The organism is Candidatus Eisenbacteria bacterium (genome assembly GCA_016867715.1).
Classification (GTDB): Bacteria; Orphanbacterota; Orphanbacteria; order Orphanbacterales; family Orphanbacteraceae; genus VGIW01.
Map to the genome: position 1 here is coordinate 1 of VGIW01000009.1, position 25,569 is coordinate 25,569.

The window sequence follows — 25,569 nt, forward strand, 5'->3', positions numbered from 1 at the left end:
GTTCCGGGGAGTTCCGGTGACAGGCTACGCAACTCCGGATGGAACGTTGGTTCGGTAGCCTGACACCGGAACCCTCACCGCCCCCTCCTCCCGCAGAAACGTGGATGCAAGCGCAAAGGACGACGTCAGATCTGAATCGAAATACGTATTTCATCTATGAACATATGAACGCGCGGCCCGGTCTTGGCGGAACCGGCCGCGCGCTCCGATCGTATACATCGAAAGGATTTCGACTAGAGCCCGAGCTTCTTCTTCTTTTCCTCCGCGTCCGGAAGCGGATCCTGCTTCTCGTTCACAACCGGAAGGCCCGCCGCCTTCTCCGCGTTGATCGCGATCCACTTCTGCTGATCCTCGGGCACGTCCTCCTCGGCGAAGATCGCCTCGACCGGGCACTCGGGGACGCACGCGCCGCAGTCGATGCACTCCTCGGGATCGATGTAGAGCATCTCCTCGTCGCCGTGGAAGCAGTCGACCGGACAAACGGTCACGCAATCCGTGAAGCGGCACATGTGGCAGTTTTCGGTTACGACGTACGTCATCGCTCTCTCCTCATCTCATCCGCCCCGCGGCGCAGGGAGAAGCGACCGCTCAAGAGCCGAGCTGCTTCTTCCTCTCCTCCGCGCCGGGTAGCGGATCCTGTTTTTCGTTCACCACCGGGAGACCGGGCGCCTTCTCCGCGTTGATCGCGATCCACTTCTGCTGATCTTCCGAGAGATCCTCCTCGGCGAAGATCGCCTTCACGGGACACTCGTCCACGCAGGCCGCGCAGTCCATGCACTCTTCCGGATCGATGTAGAGCATCTCGCCGTCGCCGTGGAAGGCGTCCGACGGACACACCGTCACGCAGTCGGTGAAGCGGCACATGTGGCAATTCTCGGTTACGACGTGCGTCATCTCTCTCCCTCGAATGTTGTCGCCTTACGGGCCGCCCGATCGGACCCGGGCCGACTCCCGTCGAAAGAACCGCGGCCTCGCCCGAACGAGGATAGCCGAAAGCCGAGGCTTCATCCAAGAACTACGTGCTCGGAGCACCCCGGCGCTTCGCGCGCCGCGCCGCGGAGGCCTCGCCGGCGAGCGCCCATCGCATCGCGAGGATCGCCCCACCGAAGAGAAACCCTCCCGCGAAGAGAAAGATGAGGATCCCCCCGGGCGGCGGGTGCCGAAAGCGGACCGCGACGTTCCGAGTGGCCCGCTCGGTGGCGCCCCCATCGGCCGGATCGTGCGCGAGAAGACGCGTGATCCCCGCGTGCGACGGACGCCAAACGATCTCTCCGCCCGGCCCGAACGGCCCGATCTCCTCCCGCTTCTCCGTCCGGCTCCCGGGGCGATAGATGGCCGCGAGATGGAGCGCAGCTTCCGAATCGGCCGGATCGAGAAGAACCTTTACGTCCGATCCTTCGGTCGGGGTCGGCACCTCCAGCACGAGATCGAACGCCGCGACGGGCCGTGCGAAAAGGAGAACCGCGAAGATCGTCGAGAAAACACGCGTCATCGCTTCTCCTCGTCGAGGAGGATCGCCGCGCGTCTTCTCCTTCTCCTGTGATACACCCCGGCGCCCGTCAGGACGAACGCGCCGCCGATCGTGAATGCGAGATAGAGGGCGAGAACGAGAACGTGAAGGTTGGCGAGACGTCCCGTCTCGAGGGCGGATCCGTACAGCCCGTTCCGGAACTCCTGGCGGAGCGAGTTCACGAGAACGAGAAGAATCACGAGCGGGATCACGATCTTGATCATCCAATCCCAGATCGGGCCGATCCGGAGGCGCGAATGCTCGTTCAGCGACGCGCGGAGCTTGTGCGCCCCGAGCACCCAACCGATGAAGATGCACTCGAGGAACCCGCACGTCAGAAGTCCGTACGAGAACGCCCAGTGATCGAAGAGGTCGAGAAGCGAAAGGCCGAGCGTGCCGTTCGAGCGAAGCGCGGGGTCGATGACCGTCGGGATCGCGAAGCAGCACGAACCGGCCGCCCCGATGACCGAGACGACGAGAAGCGTCTTCCTTCGGGAAAACCCGAACTTGTCGATGATCCCCGCCCCGACCGCCTCGATGAGCGACACGGAGGATGTGATCCCCGCCATCAAGAGCAGCGTGAAGAAGAGTACGCCGAAGAGCGCCGTGCCGACCGGAAACGCCCCGATCCCCTCGGGGATCACGAAGAACGTCATGCTGAGCGTGGACGCGCGCGGAACGATCGCGAAGCAGAAGAGGAGCGAGAAGATCGCGATCCCGGCGGCGTATTCGAACGCGCAGTTCAAGAAGCTGATCGTGAGCGCGTTCGTCGGCTGATCCGATTTCCTCGGGAGGTACGACGCGTAGGTCGCCATGATGCCGAACCCGAGCGAAAGGGTGAAGAAGATCTGCGAGAACGCCCCTTGCCAGACCTCCGGATCCTTCATGACTTCAAAGTTCGGAGCGAAAAGAAGAAGGAGTCCCTGCGTCCCATTCGGGAGCGTGATCCCGCGAAGGATCAGAATGAACATGAATAGCCACATGAGCGGGACGCACACCTTGACCAACCCTTCGATCGACTTGGTCCCCCACCAGACGGCCGAGACATTGAGGATCCACACGATGAGGACGTACACCATCGTGTCCCCGCGCGAGACCATGTCGAAGAAGTGAGCCATCGAGTTGGAGAGAACGCCCTTCTCGATGCCGAACGCGCTGACCGCCGTCGGCTGCCAGAGCGAGCCGAACGCGCCGATCAGCATCCCGAGCACCCATCCGAGGATCGTGATGTAGTACATCGTGATGACCGACGCGTTGAGAAGGCCGAACCAGCCGACCCACTCCCCTTTCACGCCGGCGCTCTGGTACATCGCCTCGGGGAAGCCTCGCTGCGCCCGGTGTCCGAGCCCGAGCTCCATCATCATCACCGGGATGCCGAGCAGAACGAGCGCGATGAGGTAGGGGATATAGAACGCGCCCGCACCGAAGCGGTAGGCGTTCGCGCTGAAGAAGACGATGTTGCCGAGCCCGATCGCCGACCCGGACGCGGCCAGAATGAACCCGATCTTGGATTTCCACTGGTCGCGTGCGGCTTCCGCCATGCGCCCCTCCGGAGACGATGCCTCTCTCGGCGGACCGAACGAAAACCTCGGCAAGGAACGGGGAGCTCCGCCTCGGCACGGTCTCGACAAGGTTAAGGAATGCCCCGGCGGGTGTCAACGGCGGCGCCGGCGGGGGGGCGCCGAGGCGGTCTTCGCAACGGGTGCGCTGGATGGAGCGGCCGTTTGTCGAGAACGACGGACGCCCGGTCGATTCGCGTTTTGAGCGACGGCGATACCCTCGCAAACGGTCGTTCTTCGAAATCACGAATCGCGTCTTGGGAGTCTTCCAGGCAGCGAGCAAGCTCTCACCGGAAGAGCGTCTTCACCGCGCTCCACGAGGACTCCGCAGTGCCGATCACCGGGCGACACTCGAAGCTCGCTTCCATCAGGATCTGGACCGGACCGTGGGCATCCTCGAAGGGCAGCGGCGGACAGTAGGGCGCGCCCATCCCGCCGCAGGAAAAGGAATGCGCCGGCGAAGGCGAGTAGCCGGGGCACAAGAGCGGAGCCGCGAGGTTCTTGGCGTTGTTGTCGGTCGCGAGGTAGGGGAGCGTTCCCTTGTCCCACATCGCGGTGATCGCGACGCGGCCGGTCAGATTGACGACTTCGGGAAAGACGAGCGGCCCCGGATAGTGAGTTCCGGAAGGATCGTATCTCGGGATCGTGGCGAGAGACGCGCCGACCTTGCATCCCTCTTCGTCGACCCGGTACAGATTGAACGTGATCGTGTATCCCCAGCCGGGCGTCGTGTACCGCCAGTACCACCAGAACTCGGTGTTCGTGCACACCTCGTTCGGAAGCGCGCCGCAATCGGCCGGGAGATCGAACACGACGCCGACCTCGTCCCCCGGCTCCCAACCCGACCAAACCCACAGCCACCGCGAGCAGAGATTGTAGTAAACGATCGAGCAGGTGCCGGACGCCGCCCCGCGATCGTGGAGCGAGATGCCTTCCAGCACGGGAACGCGCGTCCGGTTCGGGATGTCCGCAGAGGCGGAGAGCGCGAGGACAAAGAGAAGAACCTGGACGGACAATACTCTCCTCATGAGCGGAACCTCCTCATGGGCCGAGGCTTCGGCTGCTTCACGGTGTTCTCCTCGACTTTCCGGAACCGTGTCGGGCATATGCGGCGGGTGGAGTAGTGCAAGCCTTATTTTATCACATCCGGAGCATTATGGCTAGAGGGGCCTCGCGCAGGGCGCCTGTCACGCGATCAGGGCTTCTCCACCCGTCGTCCCCTCCAGGCGCGGGCGACGGCGCGGGGATCGCCGCCGTTCTCGATCGCGCCGAGGAACTCACGGACGACAAGGTGGATGAGGGGCGGAGCCGTGACGAGCGGCTCGGGGCAGAGCGCGCGCGCCTCCTCGATGGCCTCGGGGAGACGCGAGAGGTCGCCGCACCAGACAAGACGCCCCAGTGAGGCCATGTGCCCGATCATGTCCTTCTGATGCTGGTCGGGACGGTCCGGGTTGTCGGCGGCGACAAGACGGATCCCGCGCCGAAGGACCTCGAGAATCGTCCCCGCGCCCCCGTGCGAGACGACGACCTCCGCGCGCGCGTAGTACGGCTCCAAGCTCGGCGCCATGCGGAACCACCGCGCGTTCTTCGGCTCGTAGCGCCCGATGCCGATCTGGATCTCCATCGGGAGGTCGATGCGCGGCGCGGCCTCGTCGGCGGCGCGCACGAGCGGATCGAAGTCGGTCGAGCCGACCGTGACCAGGAGGATGCGCCCCGCGGCGCGCGCCTCAGAGGAGGAGTCCGGCGTAGACGGCATCGGGGAACTTCTCTTTCTGGAGCTCCGGCCACTGCACGATGAAGAGGTCGGCTCTTCCGTACATGAACTGCCCGGTCTTCGACGCGGTATGGATGCGAGAACCGGTTTCGATGAAAATGATCGGGATACGAAGGAATCGACAGAGGATCGACACGGGGATCGTCATCGCGGGTCCTGCGTGAACGAGCGCGTGCGGGCGCGCGCGAAGGAGGATCGCGAGCGATTGAAGGGTGAGGCGCGCGTAGCCGAAGAGCGCCTTCCACTGATGCTTCTCCTTGAGATGCGGGCGCCGGCAGCGATGGATCGTTCCCGGGATCGGAAGCTTCTTCTCGCTCCACGCATCCTCGCGGACAATCATGTAATGGTATTCGTATCGGTCGCCGAGGAGCGCGACGAGGCGGAGCATCTCGACCGAATGTCCCCCTTCGCCGAGCGGGAGGAGCACGCGAAGGCGCTTTCTCGCCGCTGGCGCGCTCTCTTCCTCCGCGCCGGGCCCGGATGGCGCGTTCCCCTCGATCGAGCAGGTCTTCACTTCTTCTTCCTTTCGAGCACTCGTTCGTAGACCGCGCGCACCTTCTTCGCGCTTTCTTCGAGCGAAAGGTGCATCACGCGCGACCGCCCGTCCGTGCGGCGCCCGAAACGAAGGGACTTCTCGATCGCCTCCGTCGCCCCCTCGACGCTCTTGTCGCAGAGGAAACACCCGTGAGTATCTCCGATCACCTCTCGGATGTCCCCCACGTCGGTCGCGACAATCGGAAGATTGCACCCCATCGCCTCCTTGACCACCATCGGCGAGCCTTCCCCCGTCGACACAAGAACCAGGACGTCCGCGGCATTCATGTAAGGAGGGATCTCCTCATGCTTCTTGTCGGTAGCGAGGACAAGATCGACCGGGATTCCTTTCTCCCCGAGGCGCCGGACCGCTTCCCTGGCTACATCCACGCGCTTCTCCGGCCGCATGAGACCGACGAACAAGACGAGCTTCCGGTCGAGCGGGAGTCCGAGCGTGCGCCGCGCCTCTCGCGGATCGGTGGGGCGGAAGAGATCGTAGTCGACCCCCGGCGGGATGATCGCATCTGCCTTGCGGCCCAGATGGCTTTCGACCCAGCGGCTCGTGGCGATCCGTCCGTCGACGAGACGCGCCATGAGGCGGGAGAGCGGCGCCGTGTACGACTCGGCCACCTCGGTTCCGTGGAATGTGAGAACGAGGGGAAGCCGGCGCTCGAGGCGAGCGACAGGCCCGGTCAGCGTGTGGTGCGCGTGCAAGAGCTGGTAGGGCCGCGCGCGCACCTGGCGGAGGTAGGCAGGCACCGCGCGCAGATAGTTCGCGCGGCTCGCGCGCCCGTTCACATAGAAGACATCGACACCTACGCCGAGCCGTCGGAGCGCCCCCACCTCGTCTCGCACGAACGTCCCGTAGTTCTCGGCGCCCTCATGCGGATAGAGATTCGCAACGACGAGAACGCGGAGCGACTGATCGGGCAACTTCGGGTCTTCAAAGAAGAGAAAAGATCCTCTACCCATACACCCTCTCGATCCGGTTTCGATCCGGTACCTGATACCCTATTTCCTCGTCAGGAACTCACTGCGCTTCCGAAGACCTACCGGGAAATAGAGTATCAGGTACCGGATTTCCACCGGATTTCCGAATCAGGTAGTCCCCCACCGCGAGGTTCTCGAGCCCCGAGCGGAGGAGGACGTCGATCGCGTCCGACGCCGTGCAGACGATCGGGTACCCGTGCAGGTTGAACGACGTGTTGAGGACGACCGCCCGCCCGGTCTTCTCCGCGAAACACGAGATGATCTTGTGGAAGGCCGGGTTCTGGTTCCGGTGAACGAACTGCGGCCGCGCGGTCCGATCGTACGGTTGCACCCCAGCGGGAAACTCCCCGACCTTCTCCGTTGTGTCGAAGGTCATGATCATGTAGGGCGCGTCCATTCTCTTCGGGTTCACGACGTACTCGTCGCTCCGCTCGGCGAGCATCGCCGGCGCGAACGGCATCCAGAAGTCGCGGTTCTTGATCATGTCGTTGATGATGCGGACGACGTCCTGCCTCGTCGGGTCGGCGAGGATCGAGCGGTTCCCGAGCGCGCGCGCCCCGAACTCCATCCGGCCGGCGGCGCGGGCGACGACCTCTCCCGCCGCGAGCATGTCGGCGACGGTCGTCTCGATGTCGGCCGGCTTCTCGATCGTGAGCCCCTTCTCCCGAAGCGCGGGCGCCATCTTCTCGATTTCGGCGCTCTCCGGCTCCGGGCCCCAGTAGATGTCCCCGAGGGGCGGGATCTCGAACGGACGCCCCTTGCGCATCCTCTCGTTCGCGTACGCGAGATACGCGGCGCCGATCGCGTTCATCTCGTCTCCGCACGAGGGGAAGACGAAGAGCCCGTCCACCTCCGGAAGCTCGTAGATCCTCTGGTTCGCCTTCACGTTCATGAAGACGCCGCCGCCGAGCGCGACCTTCCGGACGCCGGTCGCCCGGATCGCGTTTTCCGCCCATCGTGTGAGATGTTCTTCCGTGAACTGTTGAAGTCCGGCACAAATCCAGTCGAAGCGCATCCTCTCGACGAGATCGCGCAGGAACCGGTAGCTGTAGTACGTGTGCGGGACGCCGTTCTTCCGTTTCCAGGTGAGACCGGCCCCGTTGTCGAAGACGAGAAGCTCCTTGAAGCGGTCGTAGGCGATCTTCGCCCCCTTCTCTGGAGCGTAGGGAGCCATCCCCATCAGCTTGTACTCGTGTTCGTTCGGGACCATCCCCATCACGAACGTGATCTGCGCGTAGATGAGGCCGAGGCTGTGCGACCAGTCGACCGTCGAGATCGGCGGCTCCAGCCGGCCGCCCGAGCCGACGCGGACCGACGCGCAGAGATCGTCGCCGGCGCCGTCGTTCGTGAGGATGAGCACTTTTTCGCCGCGCCACGGGGACCCGTAGTACGCCGCGGCTGCGTGGCACGTGTGGTGGTCGAGAAAGACCGCGCGGCCCTCGGGAAGCCCCGCCTTTCGGATCTCCTCGATCCGCGACGAGCGGCGCCCCGCGCGGAAGAGCGCGTTCGCCGGCGTCTTCTTGAGGACCTGTTTCACTTGAGATTTCAACGTCTGCGACTCGGCGAACTCCTTCAGGATCTCCTGCTGCGTCATGCCGTAGGGCATGTGGACCGAGTGCATCGCGACGCAATCGATCTCCCCCGGATCGGTGCCGGTCGACTCGAGAAGCCATCGGACCGATCGATGGGGGAAGCAGTTCTCGTTCTTGACGCGCGTGAGGCGCTCTTCCTGAAGGGCGGCGCGGACGATCCCCTCCTCGAGGAGACAGGCCGACGCGTTGTGTCCGTCGTGGATGCCGATGATCTTCATTTTCTTCGAGTTGCCCCTTCTCCGTCTCTTCCTTCCGGGAGCATAACAAGAACGCGCCCTCGGGTCCACGCGCCGAGCGCGTCCGTTCACGGAAAGGATCGGCCGGAATCTCGCCCCGCTGAAGGGGTTATGCCGCGCGAGCCCGGGTGAGGGACGAAAGCTGCGAAGGCTGTAGCGGGGACAACCCGGCGGTCTGGTCCAGGTACAGCGTACCTGGTACGGTGGTGAAGGGCGTACCTGGTACAATCCCCGGGGAGGGATGGCGATGCGCTCGACCTCAAGATCGCGAGCTTCCTCTTCCCGCTCGCCTTCACGCTCGCCGTGACCCTCGCGAACGCGCGGGCGAACGGCCGAGGAGGTCTCGTGAGACGCGCGACGCAGCCCGCGCCGATTCGGGAGGCGCCTCCGAACGATTCGTATCGGTCGCTCGCGCGAAGCGGTCCGATTCTCGCTCTCTTTCTTCTCGCCCTTCTTCTACGCGTCGCCGCGCTCGACCGGTCGCTCTGGGTCGACGAGACGCGGACGTTCGAGTCGACCGATTCGTGGGAGAGCGTGGTCGATCGCCATGTTCATGTCGGCCAGGGGGATGTTCATCCTCCGCTCTACTTCGCGCTCGTTCGGCTTGCGCGCTTCCTTTCCGACGATCCCTCGTTTCTCCGCGCGCTCTTCCTTCCGTTCGGGCTCGTTTCGCTCCTCTTGATTCATCGAATCGGGTGCCTTCGCGGCGGGCACGCGGTGGGGCTCGCCGCGCTCTTTCTCGCGGCCGCGTCGCCGGCTCACATCCGCTATTCGGTCGAGCTCCGGCCGTACTCGCTTCTACTCTTGTTCTCGTCGGTCTCGACCTACGCGTTTTTTCGCATCCTCTCGGGAGGCGGGACAAAGGACCGCGTGCTCTTCGCGGCGGCGACTGCTCTGAACCTCTACACGCACCTCTTCGCCGCGGTCCTCTACGCCTCGCACGCGCTCTTCCTCGCGATTCCGTGGGCGGGGGAGCGCCGCTCGGTTCGCCGCGACCTCGCGGCCGCCCTCCTCCCTCTTCTTCTCTATTTACCGTGGCTCCGGGCGGCGCTCCTCCTCGCGGGAGGGAGGACCCTTCGAGGCGCGGACGGAGGAGGACTCTTCGGAACGATCCTCTTCGCGCGCGCGTTTCTCGAAACGCTGGTCGGCTTCGCGGGAGGAAAGCTCCTCGCCTTCTCCGCGACGACGGCGCTTCTCCTTGCCGGGTTCGCGCGGCTCCGGAGAAGCCCGCGCTTCGCACCCGTGATCGACGCCGCGACGCTTGTTCTCCCGGCCGCCCTCTTCACCGCCTCGAGGCCGGATCATCACCCGAACATGCGGTACTTCCTCTTTCTCTATCCTTACTGGGCGGTGCTGCTCGGGGCGGGAGCGGTCGGGATCGGCGAGCGGCTCGCGCGCACGCGCCTCCGGCTCCGTCCTCTCCTCATCGGCGCGGTCACGCTCGCGCCGGTTCTGGTTCTCTTCCTCCCCGGGGAGAGACCGGAGATCTGGATCCGCTCCGACCGTTGGGAAGATGTGCGCGACGCAATCGAGGAGAGGCTCACCTCGACGGACGCGGTCGTGTCGGCGCCGGAGTCGTTCACCGTCGCGAGGCTCCTCCTCCCGATCGCCGGCCCCTCTCTCGCGGAGAAGCTCGGCGAAAATCGGTCGATCGCGCCCCCTTACGGCGATCCCTTTCGAAAGGCCGACGATGCCTGCGAGCGGATCTGGGCGATCGTGGTCGGAGAGGGGAGGCGTTCGGAGGAGATTCGAGAGACCCTCGCCCCCGTGGCGGCCGAGCGCCGCGACTTCCGCATGGTCGAGTGCCGCGCGACCCTCTTTCGAATCGAAAGATGAGGCGGCAGTGGGGACACGTACCGATCCGGCCCGAGCTCTGCCCGGGCCGAATCGGAACATGTGACTAAAACCCCCCGCCCGGGGTCGTGCGGGGGGCGAAGAAATCAGCGAGAGCTTCTCTTAGAACCAGTAGTACCAGCCGACCTCGAAAGCGTTGGCGCCGACCGAGTAGAAGTTGGTCGGGCTATCGCCCTCGCCGCCGTCGAGGATCTCGACATCCAGACCGTGGGCGGCCGTGACGCCGAAGTTGTCGGTCGCCGCGTAGTAGACGGCGAGCCAGAGGTGGACCCAGAAGTCCATCGTCGAGTCTTTGTCCTCTTCATCGAACGAGGTGTTGCGGAGCGTGAAGCCCGGACGGAACGCGAGCGATGCCCGGTCGCCGGCCAACAGCTCGATCGGGAGCCCGATGTGGGCGTAGATCCGCGTGAAGTCGCTGTCGAAGCTCTGGAAGCCGACACCCACGTCCGCCGCGATCTTCTCGGCCAATACGTAGCGAATGCCGATCGGAGCCTCGTTCTTCACCCAACCGAGGGCGATCGATCCGGGCTCCATTGCGTTCGCCGCCGTGCTCACCATCGCGACAACCGCCGCCATCAGAATGAGCTTTCGCATAAGAGATATCCCCCCTTCCGGCTACGGAAGACTCCTCTTCACCTGCCAGATTCTGCCGGGCGCCAATATGGCGATCCCGGACGCCCCTGTCAACAAAAAACGCCCGCGAAAAATCTCCGGGATTTATGCCAGGGGCAAAGACCGCTGTCAACCTCTTTCTGGCCGCGTCGAGGGGCGCGCGATCCCCGCGCCTGCCTCTCCCTCGGCCGCCCCCATGCCTTCCCGATTCGCATCGACCACGGAATATACGCTCCCGCCCACGCTCTCGCCACCGGATGATCCCTCAGATCGCTCCGTGCGCGCGATCGGGCTGCCCGGTGCAGCGCGGTGCATTTCTATCGCATTGTAACACAACAAGTTACAAACCAGCTTTCGGCGCGTCCCGGCCGCGGCCCGTTTAGCCTCCGCGGCACGAATCGTGCGGGAAGCCGTGTGTGAAGCGCCGATCCGGTCCCGGGGACCGGTCGGGCGGGGAGGACGGGGATGGGAGGGGAGACGCTTCTTCATCGAGATCGAACGGCCGCGCGCGCGCGGCTCCGGATGACGATGGTGCTTCTTGCGTGCGGCGCATGGGCGATCGCGATTCCCCGCGCAACGCTCGCGTGGGAGGACACGGACGGGAACGGCATCGACGATCGGGCCGAGGTGCTTCTCGCGGAGAAGTTCCGCCCCGTTCTCATCTTGCCGCGGGAGGAAGCGATCACGAAGCCGTGCCCGGTCGGCGTTCTAGGGGACGGAGGAGATCTGACCGCGGACAAGCTCTGGGCGCGCGTGTACAACGCGGCGGGGCAGCTCGTGACGGTCGCCCGCACGACGGACGCGGGGTGGAACCCGGCTCCTTCGTTCTCCCATTCATCTTTCAACTATTCAGGATTCGGATGGGATGGCGGGGCGATCCCGTACGTCGGGCGCCCACCGGGCGCTGCGTACTCCATCTATTACGTGCGGCTCTACCCCGACTACGGGGGGCCGTCCATTGACTGCCCCCACGAATGGAACGATCTGTTCGCGCATGGGGACGGTTTCCATCTCCCCGGCCGCGATCTCCCCGCGACCGCCTATGCGCATCTCTATCTGGACGGCGGGACGCCGGTTCTCCAGTACTGGTTCTTCTTTCCCTGCAACGACTGGGTGAACAACCACGAAGGGGACTGGGAGCACGTCCACCTCCGTCTCTCCTCCGCCAATCCGGACGGAGCGGAGATCACGAGGGCCTGCTTCTATTTCCACGACTTCTTCTTCGAGCGCTCCCCGCCGGAGATCGTCCTCGCGGACGAGACCCACCCGGTCGTCTGGGTCGGCGGGTATGGGGAGTGGACATGCGCGGGATGCGATCCCGGCGACTGCCCAGGGGACCCGAACGTCGGCTACGGCTCCCATGCGTGCTATCCGGCCCCGGGCGTTTGGCTCGACGTCGGGGGCGAGGTGCCCGGATGCGGGCAGGCGGACGAGATCGTCGCGCGCTGCGGCCGCCCGATTCACTGGAGTCGGCTCACCATCGAGATCCTCCCCGAGCCGAACGCGATCGACTACGCGCAGAGCCCGGGGCTCTCCTGGCACAAGGCCGCGATCCCGTTCGGAACCCCGTTCGTTCCGAGCTACTGCGACGACTCGTGCGCGTTCTTCGGCGACTTCCCCCTCACGAGCTGGCTCGTCGGGACGTGCGGGAACGCCGCGCCTCGCGGTCCGTCCCTTCATCCGTCGTGGCGAGTTTTCGCGGGGGGAGCGCCCAACGGGCCGTGGGGCGGAGCAGCGCCCGTGCTCGGCCCCCCGCGGACGATTCGCGTCCCCTCGGAGATCGCCTCGATCCGCGAGGCGGCGGACTGCGCGCGTGCGGGGGACACGATCCTCGTGGGGCCGGGGACGTACTCGGGAGGCGCGCGCCTCCCGGGCGGGATCACGATCGTGAGCGAGGCGGGGCCCGCGTGGACGGTCTGGAAGGCGAGCGGGGGAAGCTTCGCGGCCCTCGTCGAGGAGGGCGCCGTCGGCGCGAGGATCGGCGGCGAAGGACGCGGGTTCACCTTCGCCGGCGACTGTCAGCTTCCCGCGCTCTTCCCGATCCAATTTCTCCGCCTCGCCTCGCGGGGGGAGAGTGTTCTCCAAGGAAACCGGTTTAGCGGCTTCCCGCCGATTCGGTGCATCGTCGAGGTTCCGCCGGGCGGAAGCGTCACCCGGATCGAATCGAACCGCTTCTCGGTTCCCTTTTCCACCGCGATCCGAGCGGAAATCACGGCCGGCCAGACGCTCGTCGTCGGCGGATCGCTCGAAGCCGCCAACGACTTCGCGCGGCATCCGGGAAAGGCGGCGATCGAGATCGCGTGCGACCACTGCCCGGGGCTTTCAGCCGAGTACAACTACTGGAGCACGCTCGACCCGGACACGATCCGAACGATGTTCGCCTGGGCGGTGAGCGTCGTGGACTTCGATCCGTGGACCGACTCCGCGCATGCCGGCGTCTACGGGCTCTCCTCGGGAACCGGCGGCTCGCCGGAGATCGAGGACGTGTTCCGTTTTGACGAGGCGGAGCCGAACCCCGTTTCGGGCCGAGTGACCGTGCGCTTTCAAATTCCGGAGGCGGGCGAGGTGCGCCTCGGGGTGTACGACTCACGGGGCCGCGAGGTCCTTCGCCCCTGGGACGGGAGGCTCGGCGCCGGTCTGCGGGAGATCACGTTCGACGTCCGCTCGCTCCCGAGCGGCGTCTATTTCCTCCGGATCGAGAACGAAGGACGTTCCGCCGTCCGTAAGATCGTGCTCGTGCGATAGGATGTCCGGTCGCCGGGCGCCGCTCTCGCCGTCGCTCGGGAGGAAACAGGGTGAAGACATACGATTCATGTATAAAGGAACGGTCGATCCATCCCAGACCCGGATGGCTTCTCGCTCTCTGCTCGATCCTCATTTCTCTCTTCTCGATCACTCCCTTGAGGGCGGCCGGGGAGCCGGCGGCGTACCGGAGCCGCTTTCGAGTCGGCGTCGGTTTCGTGCGCGAGTTGGAAGGGGACGGCGCGGAGACTCGCTTCGCCGTCGGTCTCTCAGGAATCTGGAACGTGCGGCCGCGTATCGGGATCGGGGTGGACGGCGCTCTTCACGATCTCCGCGACGATCCGAATTCCGGCTCCTTCGGCCTCGCGCGTCTCACGGCGTCGGTCGAGATTCGCCGCGCGCCATTCGGCTCCCTTCTCCCTTTCGCGGCCGCGGGAGCGGGGATCTACTCGTGGCGATGGTGCGAGAAAGGAAGCGGAACCGAGATCGACTTCTGCTCCCTCGCGAACCCGGACCGAAACAAGAACTCGATCGGAGCATGGGTCGGCGCGGGATTTCACGCGGGAATGGCGAGAAGGCGGTCCTTCTCATTCGCCCTTCAGATCCACCCCTACTCAACCTTCGAGGGTGGCCGGCGGTTCGCGCAAGTTCTTCTCGCCCTCGGATTCTGAGGAGCACGGAGTATTGAGTTTTCCGAGAAGAAAAGGCTCGGCCTGCATTAGCAGGCCGAGCCGAATGCTCGCTTCGTGAACAAGAGGCGGAGGCTAGAAGACGGTCCGCCGGACGTGTGCGAGAATCCACTCGGGGCTCGGCAGAGGTTCGGCCTTCCCCCTCTTCGAAGCCACGTCGACTGAAAGATCGAACGTGCCGTTCTGGAAGGAGTAAGTCGCCGGGGCTCCTCCGCCCAATGTGCCCTCCACGGTTCCGCTGAATGAGAACGTCCCCGAGATCGCCTCGGAATCGTACGCGGTCACGACGAAGGAACCCTGTAGGACATCTCGAAGCACGGCCATGCTCCCCGTGCCGGTCTTCGTGAAGACCACCTGAACTTTGCCTGCGACTTCCGAGGTAGAGAGATCGAAATCAGGGCCGTCCGCCGCGGGAACGCCGAAGTTCAGCGAGTAGGCCATGTCCCCGACGGACATCGTCGAGTTGATCAAGTAGTAGTCCGTGGCGTCGTCGTAAGCGACCCAGCACATCGCGTCGGGTGCCTGATAGGCGACCGGCGACCCCGCTCCGGTGATGTCCACGGAGATCCCCTCGCGACCCGAGCCCCCGCCGTTTCCTCCCCAGCCGTCCCCGAATGGGTTGCACGGATCGGGAGCATCGCCGATGCGCTGGCCGGAGATCTCGAATTCCATGCAGCCGTCCTCTTCGATCGAGCATTCGCCGGTGAACGAGGTCTCGACCGTCCCCTGCAACGCGTAGCTTGTTCCGCTCACCGTCCCCGTGTAGGAGATCTCGGTCTCCATGTAGCACGGACCCGGAATCGTGTCGTAGAAGGTGCAGTGGACCGTCCTCTGGTTCCCGCTCCACGAGTAGTCGCACTCCACACCGACCGAGTCCTCGATCCCCTCGTAGTCTTCTTCATTCGGACAGATCGCCGACGTGTCCGTAACAGTAAAGAGGACCGTCTGGGTTTCACAATCCTTCATCGTGCCCGATTGGCTCCAAAGCCCGACCCACGCAGCCGGGACTCCTCCGCCGTTCGGACCTCCGGGGTTGTCGTCGTCGCCGCCGCCGCAACCGAATCCCAGCATCAGAAGGGGAACGAGAACCACGATCGGCGCAAGAACAAGACTGAACCCCCACGCAGTACGTTTCATTGGCCTGGACCTCCCTTTCTTCCGTCCCCGTCGTCGGGGACGACCGCACCCGAGTTTCGGGCGAATTGTACGTCTCTCCCGCTTATCGTCAATCAGAAAGGAAGCTTGCGGACCCCGGTTCTCGGTCCTCGCGCCCGCGCGCCCGCGATCCTCGCGTCTTACCGCTTCCCGTTCGGTCGGTCCAGGGGCCCGCCGGCCGCACGCGATCGAGAACACGCATTGACATCTCCCCTCCCGCATTTGGTACCATTATGTCTCGGAAAGGAGCTTCATGGAGACACCCGAGAACCGGCCGGATCCGGCTCCGGATTCGACCGACGACTTCGCGAAGAAGCTCGAGGAACAGTCGACCCCGCCACCGACCGATGATCTTCGCGTCGGCGATCGCGTCACGGGAACGCTCGTGGCGATCGGCGAGAAGGAGAGCTTTCTCGACTTCGGCGGCCGAAGCGAGGGCGTGATCGCCACGCGCGAGCTTCGCGACGAAAAGGGCGAGCTCCGGCATCAGGTCGGCGACACGCTTCAGGCGACCGTGGAGTCGGCCGAGGAGCAGATCGTCCTCACGCTCGGCCGGAAGCGCGGACCGCTGAGCAAGGAGATCCTTAGGCAGCGTTTCGAGTCGAAGGTCCCCGTAGAGGGGATCGTCAAAGCGACGAACAAGGGCGGTTTCGAGATCAACGTCGGAGGCCGCCGCGCGTTCTGTCCGTACTCGCAGATCGACATCGCCTACTGCGACAAGCCCGAGGAGTACATCGGCAGCCGTCTCTCATTCTTCATCGTGCGGCTGGACGGGGGCGGGCGCAACATCGTCCTCTCGCGGCGCGCCCTTCTCGAGGAAGAACGAAAGAAGAAGGTGGAGGAAACGGAAGCGCGTCTTCGCGAGGGCGAGGTCTTCCAAGGCGTGGTCTCTCGGGTCCTCCCCTTCGGGGCCTTTGTCGACATCGGCGGGGTCGAGGGGCTTCTGCACGTCTCCGAGTTCTCGCATGCTCATGTTCAGGATCCGTCCCAAGTCCTCTCCCCAAACCAAGAGGTGCGGGTAAAGGTTATCGGCATCGAAAAGGGAGAGAAGGGGCGCCGGATCTCCCTCTCGATGAAGGCGCTGGAGCCGGATCCGTGGGTCGCCGCCGCCGAATCGCTCTCCGTCGGAAAGATCGTGACCGGAAGGGTGGCGCGGCTCGCCGACTTCGGGGCCTTCGTCGAGCTGGCGCCGGGAATCGACGGATTGCTCCACGTGAGCGAGATCTCCCTCGAGCACATCGCCCATCCGAACGAAGCGCTCTCTCCGGGACAAACCATTGAAGTGAGAATTATCGAGGTCGATTTCGAGAAGCGCCGCATCGCCCTTTCGCGGAAGATTCTCGAGGCGGAGCGCCGGCGGAGGGAAGAGAAGGCGCGTCTCGCGGAAGCGCGAAAACAGAAGAAAAAGGAGGAGCCGGCGAAACCCGCGCCCGATCAGCCCGTTCCTACCGAATCGCTCGACACGCTCCTCGCGCGACTCAAGGAAAAATACGAAGACGACACGCTCGGCTAGTAGACCGCGACAAACACCATCCTCCCAAGCCGTGTCTGTCGCCATTTCCCGGCCCGGGCACTCCCGCTCGCGCGGTCGTTGTGCTATTCTCCCCGACCGACCGGACCGGAGTTCGAACGACGGGACAGAAGGCTTCGCTCAACCGAGGGCCGCCCGAGCGCTCCTTGCGGGAGTCGGCCGAGGGCGGGGAGTCGACGGGGGTCCCGCTCGCACGAGGCGACAAGCATGGCGAAACCGACCGCTCGAACCGCGGACAAGCATCGTCTCTACGAGATGTCCGTTCAGGATCCCGCGGAGGAGATCCGCTTCATACGGCGGGTCTATCGCGACATCTTCCGTTCGGAGCCGACGGTTCTTCGAGAAGACTTCTGCGGAACCGCAGCCGTCTGCTGCCGCTGGGTAAGGATCTCCCCGGAACACCGGGCGATCGGCATCGATCTCGACGCCGAGGTCCTCGAATGGGCCCGGACGCGGAATCTCCCGTCGGCCGGCAAGGCCGCGCCGCGCGTTCGGCTTTATCAGGGCAACGTTCTATCGCCGCCGCGCGCGCGCCCGCACGTCGTGACCGCGATGAACTTTTCCTACTTCACGTTCAAGGAGCGGCCGATCCTCCTCTCCTATTTCCGCAAGGTCCGCCGCACGCTGCACGCGAAAGGGCTCTTCTTCCTCGACATCTACGGCGGACCTGAGGCGCAGATTCCACAGATCGAGGAGCTCGTCCATCCGGGGTTTTCCTATCTCTGGGACCAGGACGCCTATAATCCCATCACCGGCGCTTATCGATGCTTCATTCATTTTCGATTCAAGGACGGGAGTCGAATCCGCAAGGCGTTCCGCTACGATTGGAGGCTCTGGTCCCTCCCCGAGGCGCGCGACCTTCTCCGGGAAGCGGGCTTCGAGGAGATCCGGGTCTACTGGGAAGGAACTTCCGCGGACGGAGAGGGGAACGGCGCTTTCCGCCCCGCGCTCCGACCGGTCAACGACCCCGCTTGGGTTGCCTACCTCGTCGCGGGGCCGCGCGTTCGATCGTCGGCGATAGGCGCGTGACGCTCATCCGGAACGCGCGCGAGACGGATCACGAGGCAAGGCTCTCGATGGGAATCGCCCGCCGCGCGAGATCCTGCTTCAATCTCTCGAGCCGCTCGACCGTCCCCGCCTCCGCCCAGTACCAATCGTCCATCGGGAAGACGCGCACTTCCTCCCGGCGAGAGGCCCATTCGAGACACGAGTCGATGATCGAGAAGGCGCCCTCGCCCGGAAGGGACGCTGCGGCCCCGCGAGCGAGGAACTGGATCCCGTTGTAGGCGAAGCGCCGGAGCTCTCCGCGGGGACTCCGCACCGGCGGTTCTCCCCATCGCCCGCAGAGATACCCCTCCTCGTCTGCCGCGAGGGAGCGGCCGCTGCGACGCGTCCCGACGGCAAGAGTCGCGAGGGCGGATGCGGCTTCGTGCGCGCCGGCGATTCTTCGGAACGGGAGGTTGCTGAGAACATCCACGTTGTGCACGAGCACGGGCTCCTCGCCGCCGAGAAGCCGGGCGGCGTTGCGCACGCCTCCGCCGGTCCCGAGCAATCGCTCCTCGATCAGAACGCGGACCCATCCGTCGGGAAAGGCCTCCTCCTTCACGAACCTCTCGATCTGGTCTGCCCGGTGGTATGCGTTCACAACGACGCCCGTGATTTCTTGGGACCGCAGTTTCGTGAGAAGCAACGCGAGAAGCGGTCTATTGGCGATCTCCACCAGCGCCTTCGGTTTGTCTTTCGTGAGGGGGCCGAGCCGCGTGCCCATTCCGGCGGCCAGGATCATCGCTTTCATCCCAATCCCTCCGGCAGGTCGCGATGGACGACCGTGCAGGCGTATCCTTTCTCTTCGAGAGAGCGTCGGAGCCTCTCGGCGAAGTAGACCGAACGATGTTGCCCGCCCGTACACCCGAAAGCGACGCTTAGATGTTCGAATCCGCGCCCCCGGAAAACCTCCGCGGCGTCGAGTACGAGCCCGAGAACTCTCTCCCAGTAGGTGCGCACCTCGGCCTTCTCTTCGAGAGTGCGTGAGACCGCCTCGTTCATTCCCGTGAGGTTCTTGTACGCCTCCTCGCGGCCCGGGTTCGGAAGCGCGCGGCAGTCGAAGACGAAGCCCCCCCCGTGCCCTGTCGGGTCCGGCGGGATGCCTCCACGCACGTACGAGAAACTATAGATATGAATCGTAAGCGTCTCGCTCATGAAGGTATGACTCTCAGAGATCCGGGGTTTTCCGCCAACGAATGGGCGAGACGCCGGAGCTCGGGGAGGTCGACAGGGAAGTCCGGCGTGGCGAGGAGGGATCGCAAGTTGGCGAGCGCGGCCGGGATGCTACGGAGAAAACGAATCTTCCCTTGGCGGACGCCGAGATTCCCGTACGCGCCCAGAGCTTGAAGGATGCGAATGCCGGCGAAGGCGGGGAAGAAGCGACGGAAGCGCGCTTCGTCCAGTCGAACGAGCTTTCTCGCTTCGGTCAAGTAGACATCGAGGAGTCCCCCGCGGACCGAATCGCCGAGCTCTGCCCTCGCTTCGAAGAGAATCGAGGCCAGATCGTATTCGGGGGCCCCCATGCGCCCGGACTGGTAATCGATGAAGAAGGGTGCGCCGTCGACGAGCATCACGTTGCGGGACTGGAAATCGCGGTAGAGAAAGAACGCGCGTTCCTCGGCGTCGAGGAAGCGGGCGAGCTTCGCGAAGTCCTCCTCGAGCGCGTCAGAGGCGGCGGCGGGAACCAGGAGATCGAGAAAGCACTCGCGAAAGTAGGCGAGATCCCGATGCATCGCCTCCGCGTCGAACTCGCGGCCCTGATAGCAGAGCGATCGGTCGAGACCCCCTGCGCCGAACACCTGGAAGCGTGGAAGCAAGCGGACGACTTCCTCGTAGAGAGAAAGAGCGGATTCTAAGCCGCTCCCAGTTTCCCGCGCGCGTTGGTGCCGCGCCGCGAGGCTCTCGTCCCCGAGATCGGTTTCCAGGTAGAGGCCGCGGTCCGGATCCTCCGCGAAGATCTCGGGGACGGGAAGGCCGAGCGCGCGAAAGTGGCGGGAGAAGCCGACGAACGCGGCGTTCTCTTCTCGATTCTCGTGCCGGACACCGATGACCGATCGGCGATCGCCGGCGAGTCGGAAAAGAAGCCGGGCCGATCCGTCCGCGCGCAAAGACACGCACGATCGGACTCTTTCGCCGAACGTAGCCTCGAAGAGAGCTCGCAGATCGTCCCCTGCAGAGTCCGCGGTGACCATGCTACCCCTCGCGATTTCCACGGAAGGCTACGCCCCGCGCGGCGGCGGGTCAAGAGAGCCGGTTGCTCGGGGCGTTTGCCTTCAGGGCCGTACGGATCGAGCACCCGGCGCCACAATCCGAATCGTCTCGCCGGGGCGGACCGGCGCGGGGCGAACGACGCGAGCCCCGTTTCCCTCAGCTGTAGCCAAGTATGCCCGGAACTGCGAGAGCGGGCGGCCGGTCATTGCGTACCGGGAACACAAAGAGAAGCGGGCGCCCCGGAGTGGAGCACCCGCTTCATGAGAACGTGCGGAAGGCGCGCGGCTGATCAGATTTGGAAAACGAAGATGTTCCCGATGTTTGTCGTTTGCCCCTGAAGAACCGTGATCGGCGTGAAGTTGATTGTGTTCGGCCAGGCGCCCTGTCCGTAGAACCCGAACAGATCGCCTGCGTCGATCACGCCGTCGTTGTCCATGTCTTTCCAGAGATCCAGGTAGTAGGTCCCCGGGGCCATGTTGATGAAGGTGAAGGATACCGAAAACTCGCTTCCAGTCGCCGGCACCGTCATCACGTAGCGATCGGCGACCCAGTCGGCGACGCTCGTGTAGACCGCGACGCGTGAGTTGCGAAGATCGACCTGAACGCCTGCAGTTACCTGCGCGGTCCCCGAGATTCCGGTCGCGGCTGCGATGACGATCAGGCTCCCCGTCGAGGTCGCCGTGCCGCCCTTGCCGTCGCTCACCGTCACATTGACCGAATACGGGCCCGCGGTCGTCGGGGCGTTCCACGTTACGCTCGCCCCCGAACCGGTGATCGAACCGCCGTTCGGAACATAGCTGTACGTGAGCGCATCCCCATCCTGATCCGTCGCGGTCACGGTGATGATGACCGATCCCCCCGCGGTCACCGAGCCCGGGGAAACCGTCACGGAGACGATGACCGGATCACGGTTCGTCGGCTCGTTCGTCCCGTTGTCGTCGCCGCCGCAACCGGCGAAGAGAAACGGCACGGTCAAGAACACCACCGCCAACCTAGGGAATCCCCACGTCTTCATGCTCGTTCACCCTCCTTCTGGGTCGCGGTCCCAACAGCCCGCCGTCTACTCGGCGCTGCCACCCGCGCGGTTTTCGCCCGCCGGCGCAGCCAAACCAACGAATGTGAAGCGGACTCAGGTTCGCCCGAAATCCCTGTCAAGCGAAAACAAGGACTGAAGCGGTTCGTCGGCCCGCCCCGAGGAAACCGTTGCGAGCGGACCCGCGAACGGAGAGAATCGGAAGCGCGCGAATCGGCGCGGGGATCCCGACACGATGCGGTTCTTCAAGAAGACCATCCTCGCCTTTCTCGAATGCCCCCGCCTCGGGTACTTCGAATCGAACGCCGAGCCGGCCCGCGCCCGCGAGGAAGGCGAGGATGCCGCGCGCCGGCTGCACGCGGTGCAGGGGCGCCTCCTCGGAGAACGCGCGAGAAGAGAGTTCCCCAGAGGGATTCTGATCGAGGGGAAGGACTTCGGCGCCGCTCTCCGCGCGACTCGTAGGGCGATCGCTTCCGGATCGCGCGTCCTCTACGAAGCCGCCTTCGTCAGCGATTCCGTCGGTGCGAGGCCCGATCTGCTCGTCCGGGAAGGACGCGATCGGTGGCGTCTCTGGGAAGTCAAGTCGGGAACCGAGACGCGTGAGGAGCATCTCCGCGACCTCGCCGTTCAACTTCACGTCATGGACGGCCTCGGCATGCGGGGGAGGGGAGGACTGATGCTCGTCGACCGCGAGACGACGAACGAATCGCCGACGATCTTCCGCAGGGTCGATTGTGACGCGGAGGCCCGCGAGCGAATTCCGGCGGTTCGAGAAGCCGCGAGGGAGCTCGCTCGATTCTCGCGGCTCGCGGAAAAACCTCCCGCCGCGCTCGGGAGAGCGTGCAGAGACTGTGAATTCCGGAACACGTGCTGGCCCGATCTTCCCTCCCCGAGCGTCCTCGACTTCCACCAAGGAGAGAGCGGCTGGCGAAACGTCGAGAAGCTCCTCGGCGCGGGAATCGCGGATCTCTCCGCCGTTCCGCCGACCGCTTCGCTCACCCGTGTTCAGAAGCGGCAGGTCGTCGCGACGCGCTCGCGGCGCCTCGTTGCCGAGCGAGGCGCGCGCTCCGCCCTGACGCGCGCGGTTCGCCGTCCGCTCCACTTCCTCGATTTCGAGGCCGCTCGTTTCCCTGTCCCTCTCTTCACCGGACAACACCCGTACGACCTGATCCCTTTCCAATGGTCTTGCCACATTGACCGGGCCCCGGACACCTTCCCCGAACACCGCGACTTCCTCTGGACCGACGGCGGAGACCCGAGCCGCGCGTTCGCGGAGTCCCTCTTGCGGGAAACGGAGAGCAAAGGAAGCGTGATCGTCTACTCGAGCTTCGAGCAGGAGACGATCCAGACACTCGCCGAGCGATTCCCCGATCTACGCGCGCCTCTCGAAAGCCTTCATGCGCGGATCTTCGATCTCCTGCCCGTTCTTCGGCGGCATTTCTATCATCCCGACTTCGGCGGCTCCTTTTCGATCAAGTCAGTCCTGCCCGTTCTCGTCCCCGGGCGGAGCTACGATTCCCTGGCGATCGGAGACGGGCTGGAGGCGGTGTGGGCCTACTACCGTCTCACGCGCGAGACGATCCCCGAGGAGGAGCGAACCCGTCTCACGACGAGCCTTCGGGTCTACTGCGAACAGGATTCCCTGGCTCTTCGCGACGTCTACCATGCCCTCCTGCGACAAACAGAGGAGAGCGCGACATGAATCGCGCCCGGGGCTTCCCGCGGGAACGAGCTCGAAGCGCACACGGGCGGGGAGGGATTCGATGCGCGTGATCGACATCACCAGGCCGCTCTCCCCCGCGACCGCTCCGTGGCCGGGAGACACTCCCTTTACGCTTGAATGGAAGGAACTCCTGGCGCGCGGGGGAATCGTCGATCTCAGCGTCCTCAGTCTGAGCCCGCATTGCGGAACGCACATCGACGCGCCCCGGCACGTCGTGGAGGGAGGGAGCGGAATCGGCGATCTTCCGCTCGAACCCTTCATCGGTCCCGCGCGCGTGCTTCGCGCTCGACCGAGCGTAGGCGGCGCGATCTCTCCCGAGACGTTCGCCGGCATCGATCTCGCCGACCCCCCGCGGCTTCTCGTCCGAACCGACACGAATCCGGATCCCTCCCGATGGAATCCGCGCTTCGCCGCCTTCGCGCCGGAGACCGCGGACCTCCTCGCCGCGAACGGCCTCCTCCTCGTCGGCATCGACACGCCGGGCGTCGATCTTCCCGGCGCGGGCGGTCTCCCGGTTCACCGCCGCTTCGCCGAGGCGGGGATTCGTTGGATCGAGAATCTGGATCTCGCCCGGGCGGAAGAGGGCATCTACGACCTCGTCGCGCTCCCGCTCCGGATCCTCGGAGGGGACGCAAGCCCGGTGCGCGCGGTGTTGATTCAGAAATAACCGATTGTAAAAAAACAACTTCCGAGCCAAGCCCTTCAGGGGGCGATTTCGCTTGCCACCGAGCTATCAATATGATATCTTCTCGATAGCAACCGAGGACGCTCTCGATAGCACGAAAGGAGAAGAGAGCATGGCTGAGAAGACTGTTCGCGCCCGCTCGGGCTACTGGATGCTTGTCGTGACCTTCCTGCTCTACGTCCTCGCGACGTGGGTGCTCGTCCAGGGGATCCCCGCGGAGAGCACGCCCGTCATCATCGCGGCGTTCGTCTTGTTCGTCGCGGCGGTTCTCGCGAGCATCGGCTTCTTCGTCGTGAACCCGAACGACTCGAGGGTTCTCGTCCTCTTCGGAACGTATGCGGGGACGGTGAAGAAGAACGGCTTCTGGTGGGCAAACCCGTTCTACTCGAAAAGGAAGATCACGCTGCGCGCGCGGAACTTGAACGGCAACAAGCTCAAGGTGAACGACAAGGCCGGCAACCCGATCGAGATCGCGGCCGTCGTCGTTTGGCAGGTCGAGGACACGTACCGGGCGTCGTTCGACGTGGATCACTACGAGGAGTACGTCATCGTGCAGAGCGAGGCGGCGGTCCGCCATCTCGCGGGATCGTATCCCTACGACACGTTCGACGACGAGGCGGAGGAGACGCTCACGCTCCGCGCCGGAACCGAGCAAGTGAACGGGGTTCTCGAGAGCGAGCTGACCGAGCGCTTTGCGCGCGCGGGGGTCCGGGTGATCGAGGCGCGCCTCAGCCACCTCGCGTACGCGCCCGAGATCGCCGAGGCGATGCTCCGGCGCCAGCAGGCCTCCGCGGTCGTCGCCGCGCGCACACAGATCGTGAACGGCGCGGTCGGGATGGTCGAGCTCGCCCTCGACCGGCTGAGCGCGAAGAAGGTCGTGGAGCTTGACGAGGAGAGGAAGGCGTCGATGGTGAGCAACCTCCTGGTCGTCCTCTGCAGCGAGACGGCCGCCGCGCCGGTCGTGAACGCCGGAACGCTTTACCACTAAGGGAATCATGGCCTCTCGCAAGGCATTTCTCATCCGCATCGACCCGGACCTCTTGGAGGAGCTGAACCGGTGGGCAGCCCAGGAATTCCGGAGCGTGAACGGCCAGATCGAGTTTCTATTGCAGCGCGCGGTCGACGAGAGAAGAATTGGATGGAGGGGCGGTACGGAACGCGAGAAACCGAGCGGCGAGTAGCCGCGAGCAGCCCCGAAAAGAAGGAGGAACCCGTGATGGAACCGAAGATCGCGGACAAGACACCCGTCTCGATCGACCTCGACCCGGGCACCTACTGGTGGTGCGCCTGCGGGCACTCGAGGAAGCAGCCCTTCTGCGACGGATCCCACAAGGGAACCGGCTTAGCGCCCAAGAAGATCGAGATCGCGGAGAAGAAGAAGATGGCTCTCTGCCGGTGCAAGCACACGGGGAAAGCACCGGCCTGCGACGGGACGCACCGGACGCTTGGCTAGAAGCCTCCTTCCGTCGGAAGGATGTTCCTCTCGCGGCCGCCCGGGTGCGGGGGATCGTCTTCAGAGACCGAGATCGCCCGCGATCTCCCGCATGGAGGCGAGGACGACATCGATATGTTCGTCGAGCGGAACGCCGAGATCCTCGGCACCGCGCACGATCGCTTGCCGGTCCACGCCGGCGGCGAAGGCTTTCTCTTTCCACTTCTTCCGAACCGCCGCCCGATCGACATCCGCGAGCTTGCGGCTGGGACGAACGAGGGCGACCGCCACCACGAGGCCGGTCAGCTCGTCCACGGCGTAGAGAGCTTTCGCCATCAAGCTTCTTCTCGGAACGCCGGTGTAGTCCGCGTGCGAAAGGACCGCCTCGACGATATCGTCCGAGCAACCCGCTTCCAGGAGAATCCTCGCCCCCGTCGTCGGGTGCTGATCGTTCGGAAGGCGATCGGGATTCGGGTTCTCCTCGTAATCAAAATCGTGGAGGAGCCCGACGACGCCCCACTTCTCTTCGTCCTCTCCATAGCTGCGGGCGTACGCGCGCATCCCCGCCTCGACGGCCAGCATGTGCTTGACCAGGTTTCGGTTCTTCGTGTGCTCGAGCACGAGCTCCATCGCTTCTTCGCGAGTCATCGGTTCTTCCCCCTC

26 protein-coding genes are annotated in these 25,569 nt (G+C 64.9%); 10 read left to right on the forward strand and 16 right to left on the reverse strand.

From position 1 onward, the window contains the following. Positions 1–233: 233 nt before the first annotated feature. The 9 genes from FJY73_03110 to FJY73_03150 form a co-directional block, all read right to left on the reverse strand. Complete coding sequence (locus FJY73_03110) at positions 234–539, reverse strand: ferredoxin family protein (GenBank protein ID MBM3319647.1); 306 nt, start codon at positions 537–539, stop codon at positions 234–236. A gap of 49 nt (positions 540–588) precedes the next feature. Further along, a complete protein-coding gene (locus FJY73_03115; GenBank protein MBM3319648.1) occupies positions 589–894 on the reverse strand; it encodes a ferredoxin family protein in 306 nt (101 codons plus the stop codon). A gap of 121 nt (positions 895–1,015) precedes the next feature. After that, complete coding sequence (locus FJY73_03120) at positions 1,016–1,492, reverse strand: hypothetical protein (GenBank protein ID MBM3319649.1); 477 nt, start codon at positions 1,490–1,492, stop codon at positions 1,016–1,018. Then, positions 1,489–3,051, reverse strand: coding sequence for a sodium-dependent transporter (locus FJY73_03125; protein ID MBM3319650.1), 1,563 nt, complete (start codon positions 3,049–3,051; stop codon positions 1,489–1,491). The genes FJY73_03120 and FJY73_03125 overlap by 4 nt, the downstream gene beginning before the upstream one ends. Positions 3,052–3,356: 305 nt before the next feature. After that, the gene (locus tag FJY73_03130) at positions 3,357–4,097 is read right to left on the reverse strand and encodes a hypothetical protein (protein MBM3319651.1); all 741 of its coding nucleotides are present in this window, start codon (positions 4,095–4,097) and stop codon (positions 3,357–3,359) included. Positions 4,098–4,264: 167 nt separating this feature from the next. Further along, positions 4,265–4,825, reverse strand: a complete 561-nt coding sequence (locus FJY73_03135) for a hypothetical protein (GenBank protein MBM3319652.1) — start codon at positions 4,823–4,825, stop codon at positions 4,265–4,267. Further along, positions 4,797–5,357 carry a hypothetical protein gene (locus FJY73_03140; protein MBM3319653.1) on the reverse strand — a complete coding sequence of 187 codons (561 nt, stop codon included), beginning with the start codon at positions 5,355–5,357 and terminating at the stop codon, positions 4,797–4,799. The genes FJY73_03135 and FJY73_03140 overlap by 29 nt, the downstream gene beginning before the upstream one ends. Further along, a complete protein-coding gene (locus FJY73_03145) occupies positions 5,354–6,349 on the reverse strand; it encodes a glycosyltransferase family 4 protein (protein ID MBM3319654.1) in 996 nt (331 codons plus the stop codon). Before FJY73_03145 ends, FJY73_03140 begins: the two co-directional genes overlap by 4 nt. Before the next feature lie 58 nt (positions 6,350–6,407). Next, positions 6,408–8,177, reverse strand: a complete 1,770-nt coding sequence (locus FJY73_03150) for a hypothetical protein (protein MBM3319655.1) — start codon at positions 8,175–8,177, stop codon at positions 6,408–6,410. A 363-nt stretch (positions 8,178–8,540) separates the two neighbouring features. On the opposite strand from FJY73_03150, the gene FJY73_03155 reads away from it, so the two are divergent. Continuing rightward, positions 8,541–10,031, forward strand: a complete 1,491-nt coding sequence (locus tag FJY73_03155; protein ID MBM3319656.1) for a glycosyltransferase family 39 protein — start codon at positions 8,541–8,543, stop codon at positions 10,029–10,031. Positions 10,032–10,151: 120 nt separating this feature from the next. On the opposite strand, the gene FJY73_03160 is transcribed toward FJY73_03155, so the two are convergent. After that, positions 10,152–10,643 carry a hypothetical protein gene (locus FJY73_03160; protein ID MBM3319657.1) on the reverse strand — a complete coding sequence of 164 codons (492 nt, stop codon included), beginning with the start codon at positions 10,641–10,643 and terminating at the stop codon, positions 10,152–10,154. A 483-nt stretch (positions 10,644–11,126) separates the two neighbouring features. Between FJY73_03160 and FJY73_03165 the strand changes: the two genes are divergently transcribed. Next, positions 11,127–13,406, forward strand: coding sequence for a T9SS type A sorting domain-containing protein (locus FJY73_03165; protein ID MBM3319658.1), 2,280 nt, complete (start codon positions 11,127–11,129; stop codon positions 13,404–13,406). Positions 13,407–13,456: 50 nt separating this feature from the next. Beyond that, positions 13,457–14,074, forward strand: a complete 618-nt coding sequence (locus FJY73_03170) for a hypothetical protein (protein MBM3319659.1) — start codon at positions 13,457–13,459, stop codon at positions 14,072–14,074. A 93-nt stretch (positions 14,075–14,167) separates the two neighbouring features. Here FJY73_03170 and FJY73_03175 read toward each other — a convergent pair whose 3' ends face one another. After that, a complete protein-coding gene (locus tag FJY73_03175) occupies positions 14,168–15,229 on the reverse strand; it encodes a hypothetical protein (GenBank protein MBM3319660.1) in 1,062 nt (353 codons plus the stop codon). Between the two features lie 271 nt (positions 15,230–15,500). Between FJY73_03175 and FJY73_03180 the strand changes: the two genes are divergently transcribed. Together FJY73_03180 and FJY73_03185 are read left to right on the forward strand one after the other, a co-directional pair. After that, complete coding sequence (locus FJY73_03180) at positions 15,501–16,760, forward strand: S1 RNA-binding domain-containing protein (protein MBM3319661.1); 1,260 nt, start codon at positions 15,501–15,503, stop codon at positions 16,758–16,760. 225 nt (positions 16,761–16,985) lie between these two features. After that, on the forward strand, positions 16,986–17,807 hold the full coding sequence (locus FJY73_03185) for a class I SAM-dependent methyltransferase (GenBank protein MBM3319662.1): 822 nt from the start codon (positions 16,986–16,988) through the stop codon (positions 17,805–17,807). A gap of 28 nt (positions 17,808–17,835) precedes the next feature. Here FJY73_03185 and FJY73_03190 read toward each other — a convergent pair whose 3' ends face one another. The 4 genes from FJY73_03190 to FJY73_03205 all read right to left on the reverse strand — a co-directional run bounded on the left by FJY73_03190 (position 17,836) and on the right by FJY73_03205 (position 21,048). Next, positions 17,836–18,573, reverse strand: a complete 738-nt coding sequence (locus FJY73_03190) for an NTP transferase domain-containing protein (protein MBM3319663.1) — start codon at positions 18,571–18,573, stop codon at positions 17,836–17,838. Continuing rightward, positions 18,570–18,977 carry an ATP-binding protein gene (locus tag FJY73_03195; GenBank protein MBM3319664.1) on the reverse strand — a complete coding sequence of 136 codons (408 nt, stop codon included), beginning with the start codon at positions 18,975–18,977 and terminating at the stop codon, positions 18,570–18,572. The genes FJY73_03190 and FJY73_03195 overlap by 4 nt, the downstream gene beginning before the upstream one ends. Beyond that, positions 18,974–19,936, reverse strand: a complete 963-nt coding sequence (locus tag FJY73_03200) for a phosphotransferase (GenBank protein ID MBM3319665.1) — start codon at positions 19,934–19,936, stop codon at positions 18,974–18,976. The genes FJY73_03195 and FJY73_03200 overlap by 4 nt, the downstream gene beginning before the upstream one ends. Before the next feature lie 386 nt (positions 19,937–20,322). Further along, the gene (locus FJY73_03205; protein MBM3319666.1) at positions 20,323–21,048 is read right to left on the reverse strand and encodes a hypothetical protein; all 726 of its coding nucleotides are present in this window, start codon (positions 21,046–21,048) and stop codon (positions 20,323–20,325) included. A gap of 253 nt (positions 21,049–21,301) precedes the next feature. On the opposite strand from FJY73_03205, the gene FJY73_03210 reads away from it, so the two are divergent. From FJY73_03210 to FJY73_03230, 5 genes are all read left to right on the forward strand, one after another. After that, the gene (locus FJY73_03210; GenBank protein MBM3319667.1) at positions 21,302–22,768 is read left to right on the forward strand and encodes a DUF2779 domain-containing protein; all 1,467 of its coding nucleotides are present in this window, start codon (positions 21,302–21,304) and stop codon (positions 22,766–22,768) included. Between the two features lie 61 nt (positions 22,769–22,829). Beyond that, positions 22,830–23,456, forward strand: coding sequence for a cyclase family protein (locus FJY73_03215; GenBank protein MBM3319668.1), 627 nt, complete (start codon positions 22,830–22,832; stop codon positions 23,454–23,456). 130 nt (positions 23,457–23,586) lie between these two features. Then, positions 23,587–24,462 (forward strand): SPFH domain-containing protein, encoded by an 876-nt coding sequence (locus tag FJY73_03220; protein ID MBM3319669.1) that lies wholly within the window; start codon positions 23,587–23,589, stop codon positions 24,460–24,462. A gap of 7 nt (positions 24,463–24,469) precedes the next feature. Further along, positions 24,470–24,655, forward strand: coding sequence for an Arc family DNA-binding protein (locus FJY73_03225; protein ID MBM3319670.1), 186 nt, complete (start codon positions 24,470–24,472; stop codon positions 24,653–24,655). A gap of 32 nt (positions 24,656–24,687) precedes the next feature. Further along, positions 24,688–24,927 carry a CDGSH iron-sulfur domain-containing protein gene (locus tag FJY73_03230; protein MBM3319671.1) on the forward strand — a complete coding sequence of 80 codons (240 nt, stop codon included), beginning with the start codon at positions 24,688–24,690 and terminating at the stop codon, positions 24,925–24,927. A 60-nt stretch (positions 24,928–24,987) separates the two neighbouring features. Here the strand turns inward: FJY73_03230 and FJY73_03235 are convergent, their stop codons facing one another. Beyond that, the gene (locus tag FJY73_03235) at positions 24,988–25,554 is read right to left on the reverse strand and encodes an HDIG domain-containing protein (protein ID MBM3319672.1); all 567 of its coding nucleotides are present in this window, start codon (positions 25,552–25,554) and stop codon (positions 24,988–24,990) included. Positions 25,555–25,569 lie beyond the last annotated feature (15 nt).

What these genes read in the sequence shown, in the direction of transcription:
- FJY73_03180 (MBM3319661.1), top strand. Translation starts at nt 15,501, where the DNA reads ATGGAGACACCCGAGAACCGGCCGGATCCGGCTCCGGATTCGACCGAC.
- FJY73_03190 (MBM3319663.1), bottom strand. Translation starts at nt 18,573, where the DNA reads ATGAAAGCGATGATCCTGGCCGCCGGAATGGGCACGCGGCTCGGCCCC.
- FJY73_03120 (MBM3319649.1), bottom strand. Translation starts at nt 1,492, where the DNA reads ATGACGCGTGTTTTCTCGACGATCTTCGCGGTTCTCCTTTTCGCACGG.
- FJY73_03145 (MBM3319654.1), bottom strand. Translation starts at nt 6,349, where the DNA reads ATGGGTAGAGGATCTTTTCTCTTCTTTGAAGACCCGAAGTTGCCCGAT.
- FJY73_03150 (MBM3319655.1), bottom strand. Translation starts at nt 8,177, where the DNA reads ATGAAGATCATCGGCATCCACGACGGACACAACGCGTCGGCCTGTCTC.
- FJY73_03185 (MBM3319662.1), top strand. Translation starts at nt 16,986, where the DNA reads ATGGCGAAACCGACCGCTCGAACCGCGGACAAGCATCGTCTCTACGAG.
- FJY73_03235 (MBM3319672.1), bottom strand. Translation starts at nt 25,554, where the DNA reads ATGACTCGCGAAGAAGCGATGGAGCTCGTGCTCGAGCACACGAAGAAC.
- FJY73_03195 (MBM3319664.1), bottom strand. Translation starts at nt 18,977, where the DNA reads ATGAGCGAGACGCTTACGATTCATATCTATAGTTTCTCGTACGTGCGT.
- FJY73_03160 (MBM3319657.1), bottom strand. Translation starts at nt 10,643, where the DNA reads ATGCGAAAGCTCATTCTGATGGCGGCGGTTGTCGCGATGGTGAGCACG.
- FJY73_03125 (MBM3319650.1), bottom strand. Translation starts at nt 3,051, where the DNA reads ATGGCGGAAGCCGCACGCGACCAGTGGAAATCCAAGATCGGGTTCATT.
- FJY73_03135 (MBM3319652.1), bottom strand. Translation starts at nt 4,825, where the DNA reads ATGCCGTCTACGCCGGACTCCTCCTCTGAGGCGCGCGCCGCGGGGCGC.
- FJY73_03115 (MBM3319648.1), bottom strand. Translation starts at nt 894, where the DNA reads ATGACGCACGTCGTAACCGAGAATTGCCACATGTGCCGCTTCACCGAC.
- FJY73_03175 (MBM3319660.1), bottom strand. Translation starts at nt 15,229, where the DNA reads ATGAAACGTACTGCGTGGGGGTTCAGTCTTGTTCTTGCGCCGATCGTG.
- FJY73_03220 (MBM3319669.1), top strand. Translation starts at nt 23,587, where the DNA reads ATGGCTGAGAAGACTGTTCGCGCCCGCTCGGGCTACTGGATGCTTGTC.
- FJY73_03130 (MBM3319651.1), bottom strand. Translation starts at nt 4,097, where the DNA reads ATGAGGAGAGTATTGTCCGTCCAGGTTCTTCTCTTTGTCCTCGCGCTC.
- FJY73_03205 (MBM3319666.1), bottom strand. Translation starts at nt 21,048, where the DNA reads ATGAAGACGTGGGGATTCCCTAGGTTGGCGGTGGTGTTCTTGACCGTG.
- FJY73_03225 (MBM3319670.1), top strand. Translation starts at nt 24,470, where the DNA reads ATGGCCTCTCGCAAGGCATTTCTCATCCGCATCGACCCGGACCTCTTG.
- FJY73_03210 (MBM3319667.1), top strand. Translation starts at nt 21,302, where the DNA reads ATGCGGTTCTTCAAGAAGACCATCCTCGCCTTTCTCGAATGCCCCCGC.
- FJY73_03215 (MBM3319668.1), top strand. Translation starts at nt 22,830, where the DNA reads ATGCGCGTGATCGACATCACCAGGCCGCTCTCCCCCGCGACCGCTCCG.
- FJY73_03110 (MBM3319647.1), bottom strand. Translation starts at nt 539, where the DNA reads ATGACGTACGTCGTAACCGAAAACTGCCACATGTGCCGCTTCACGGAT.
- FJY73_03165 (MBM3319658.1), top strand. Translation starts at nt 11,127, where the DNA reads ATGGGAGGGGAGACGCTTCTTCATCGAGATCGAACGGCCGCGCGCGCG.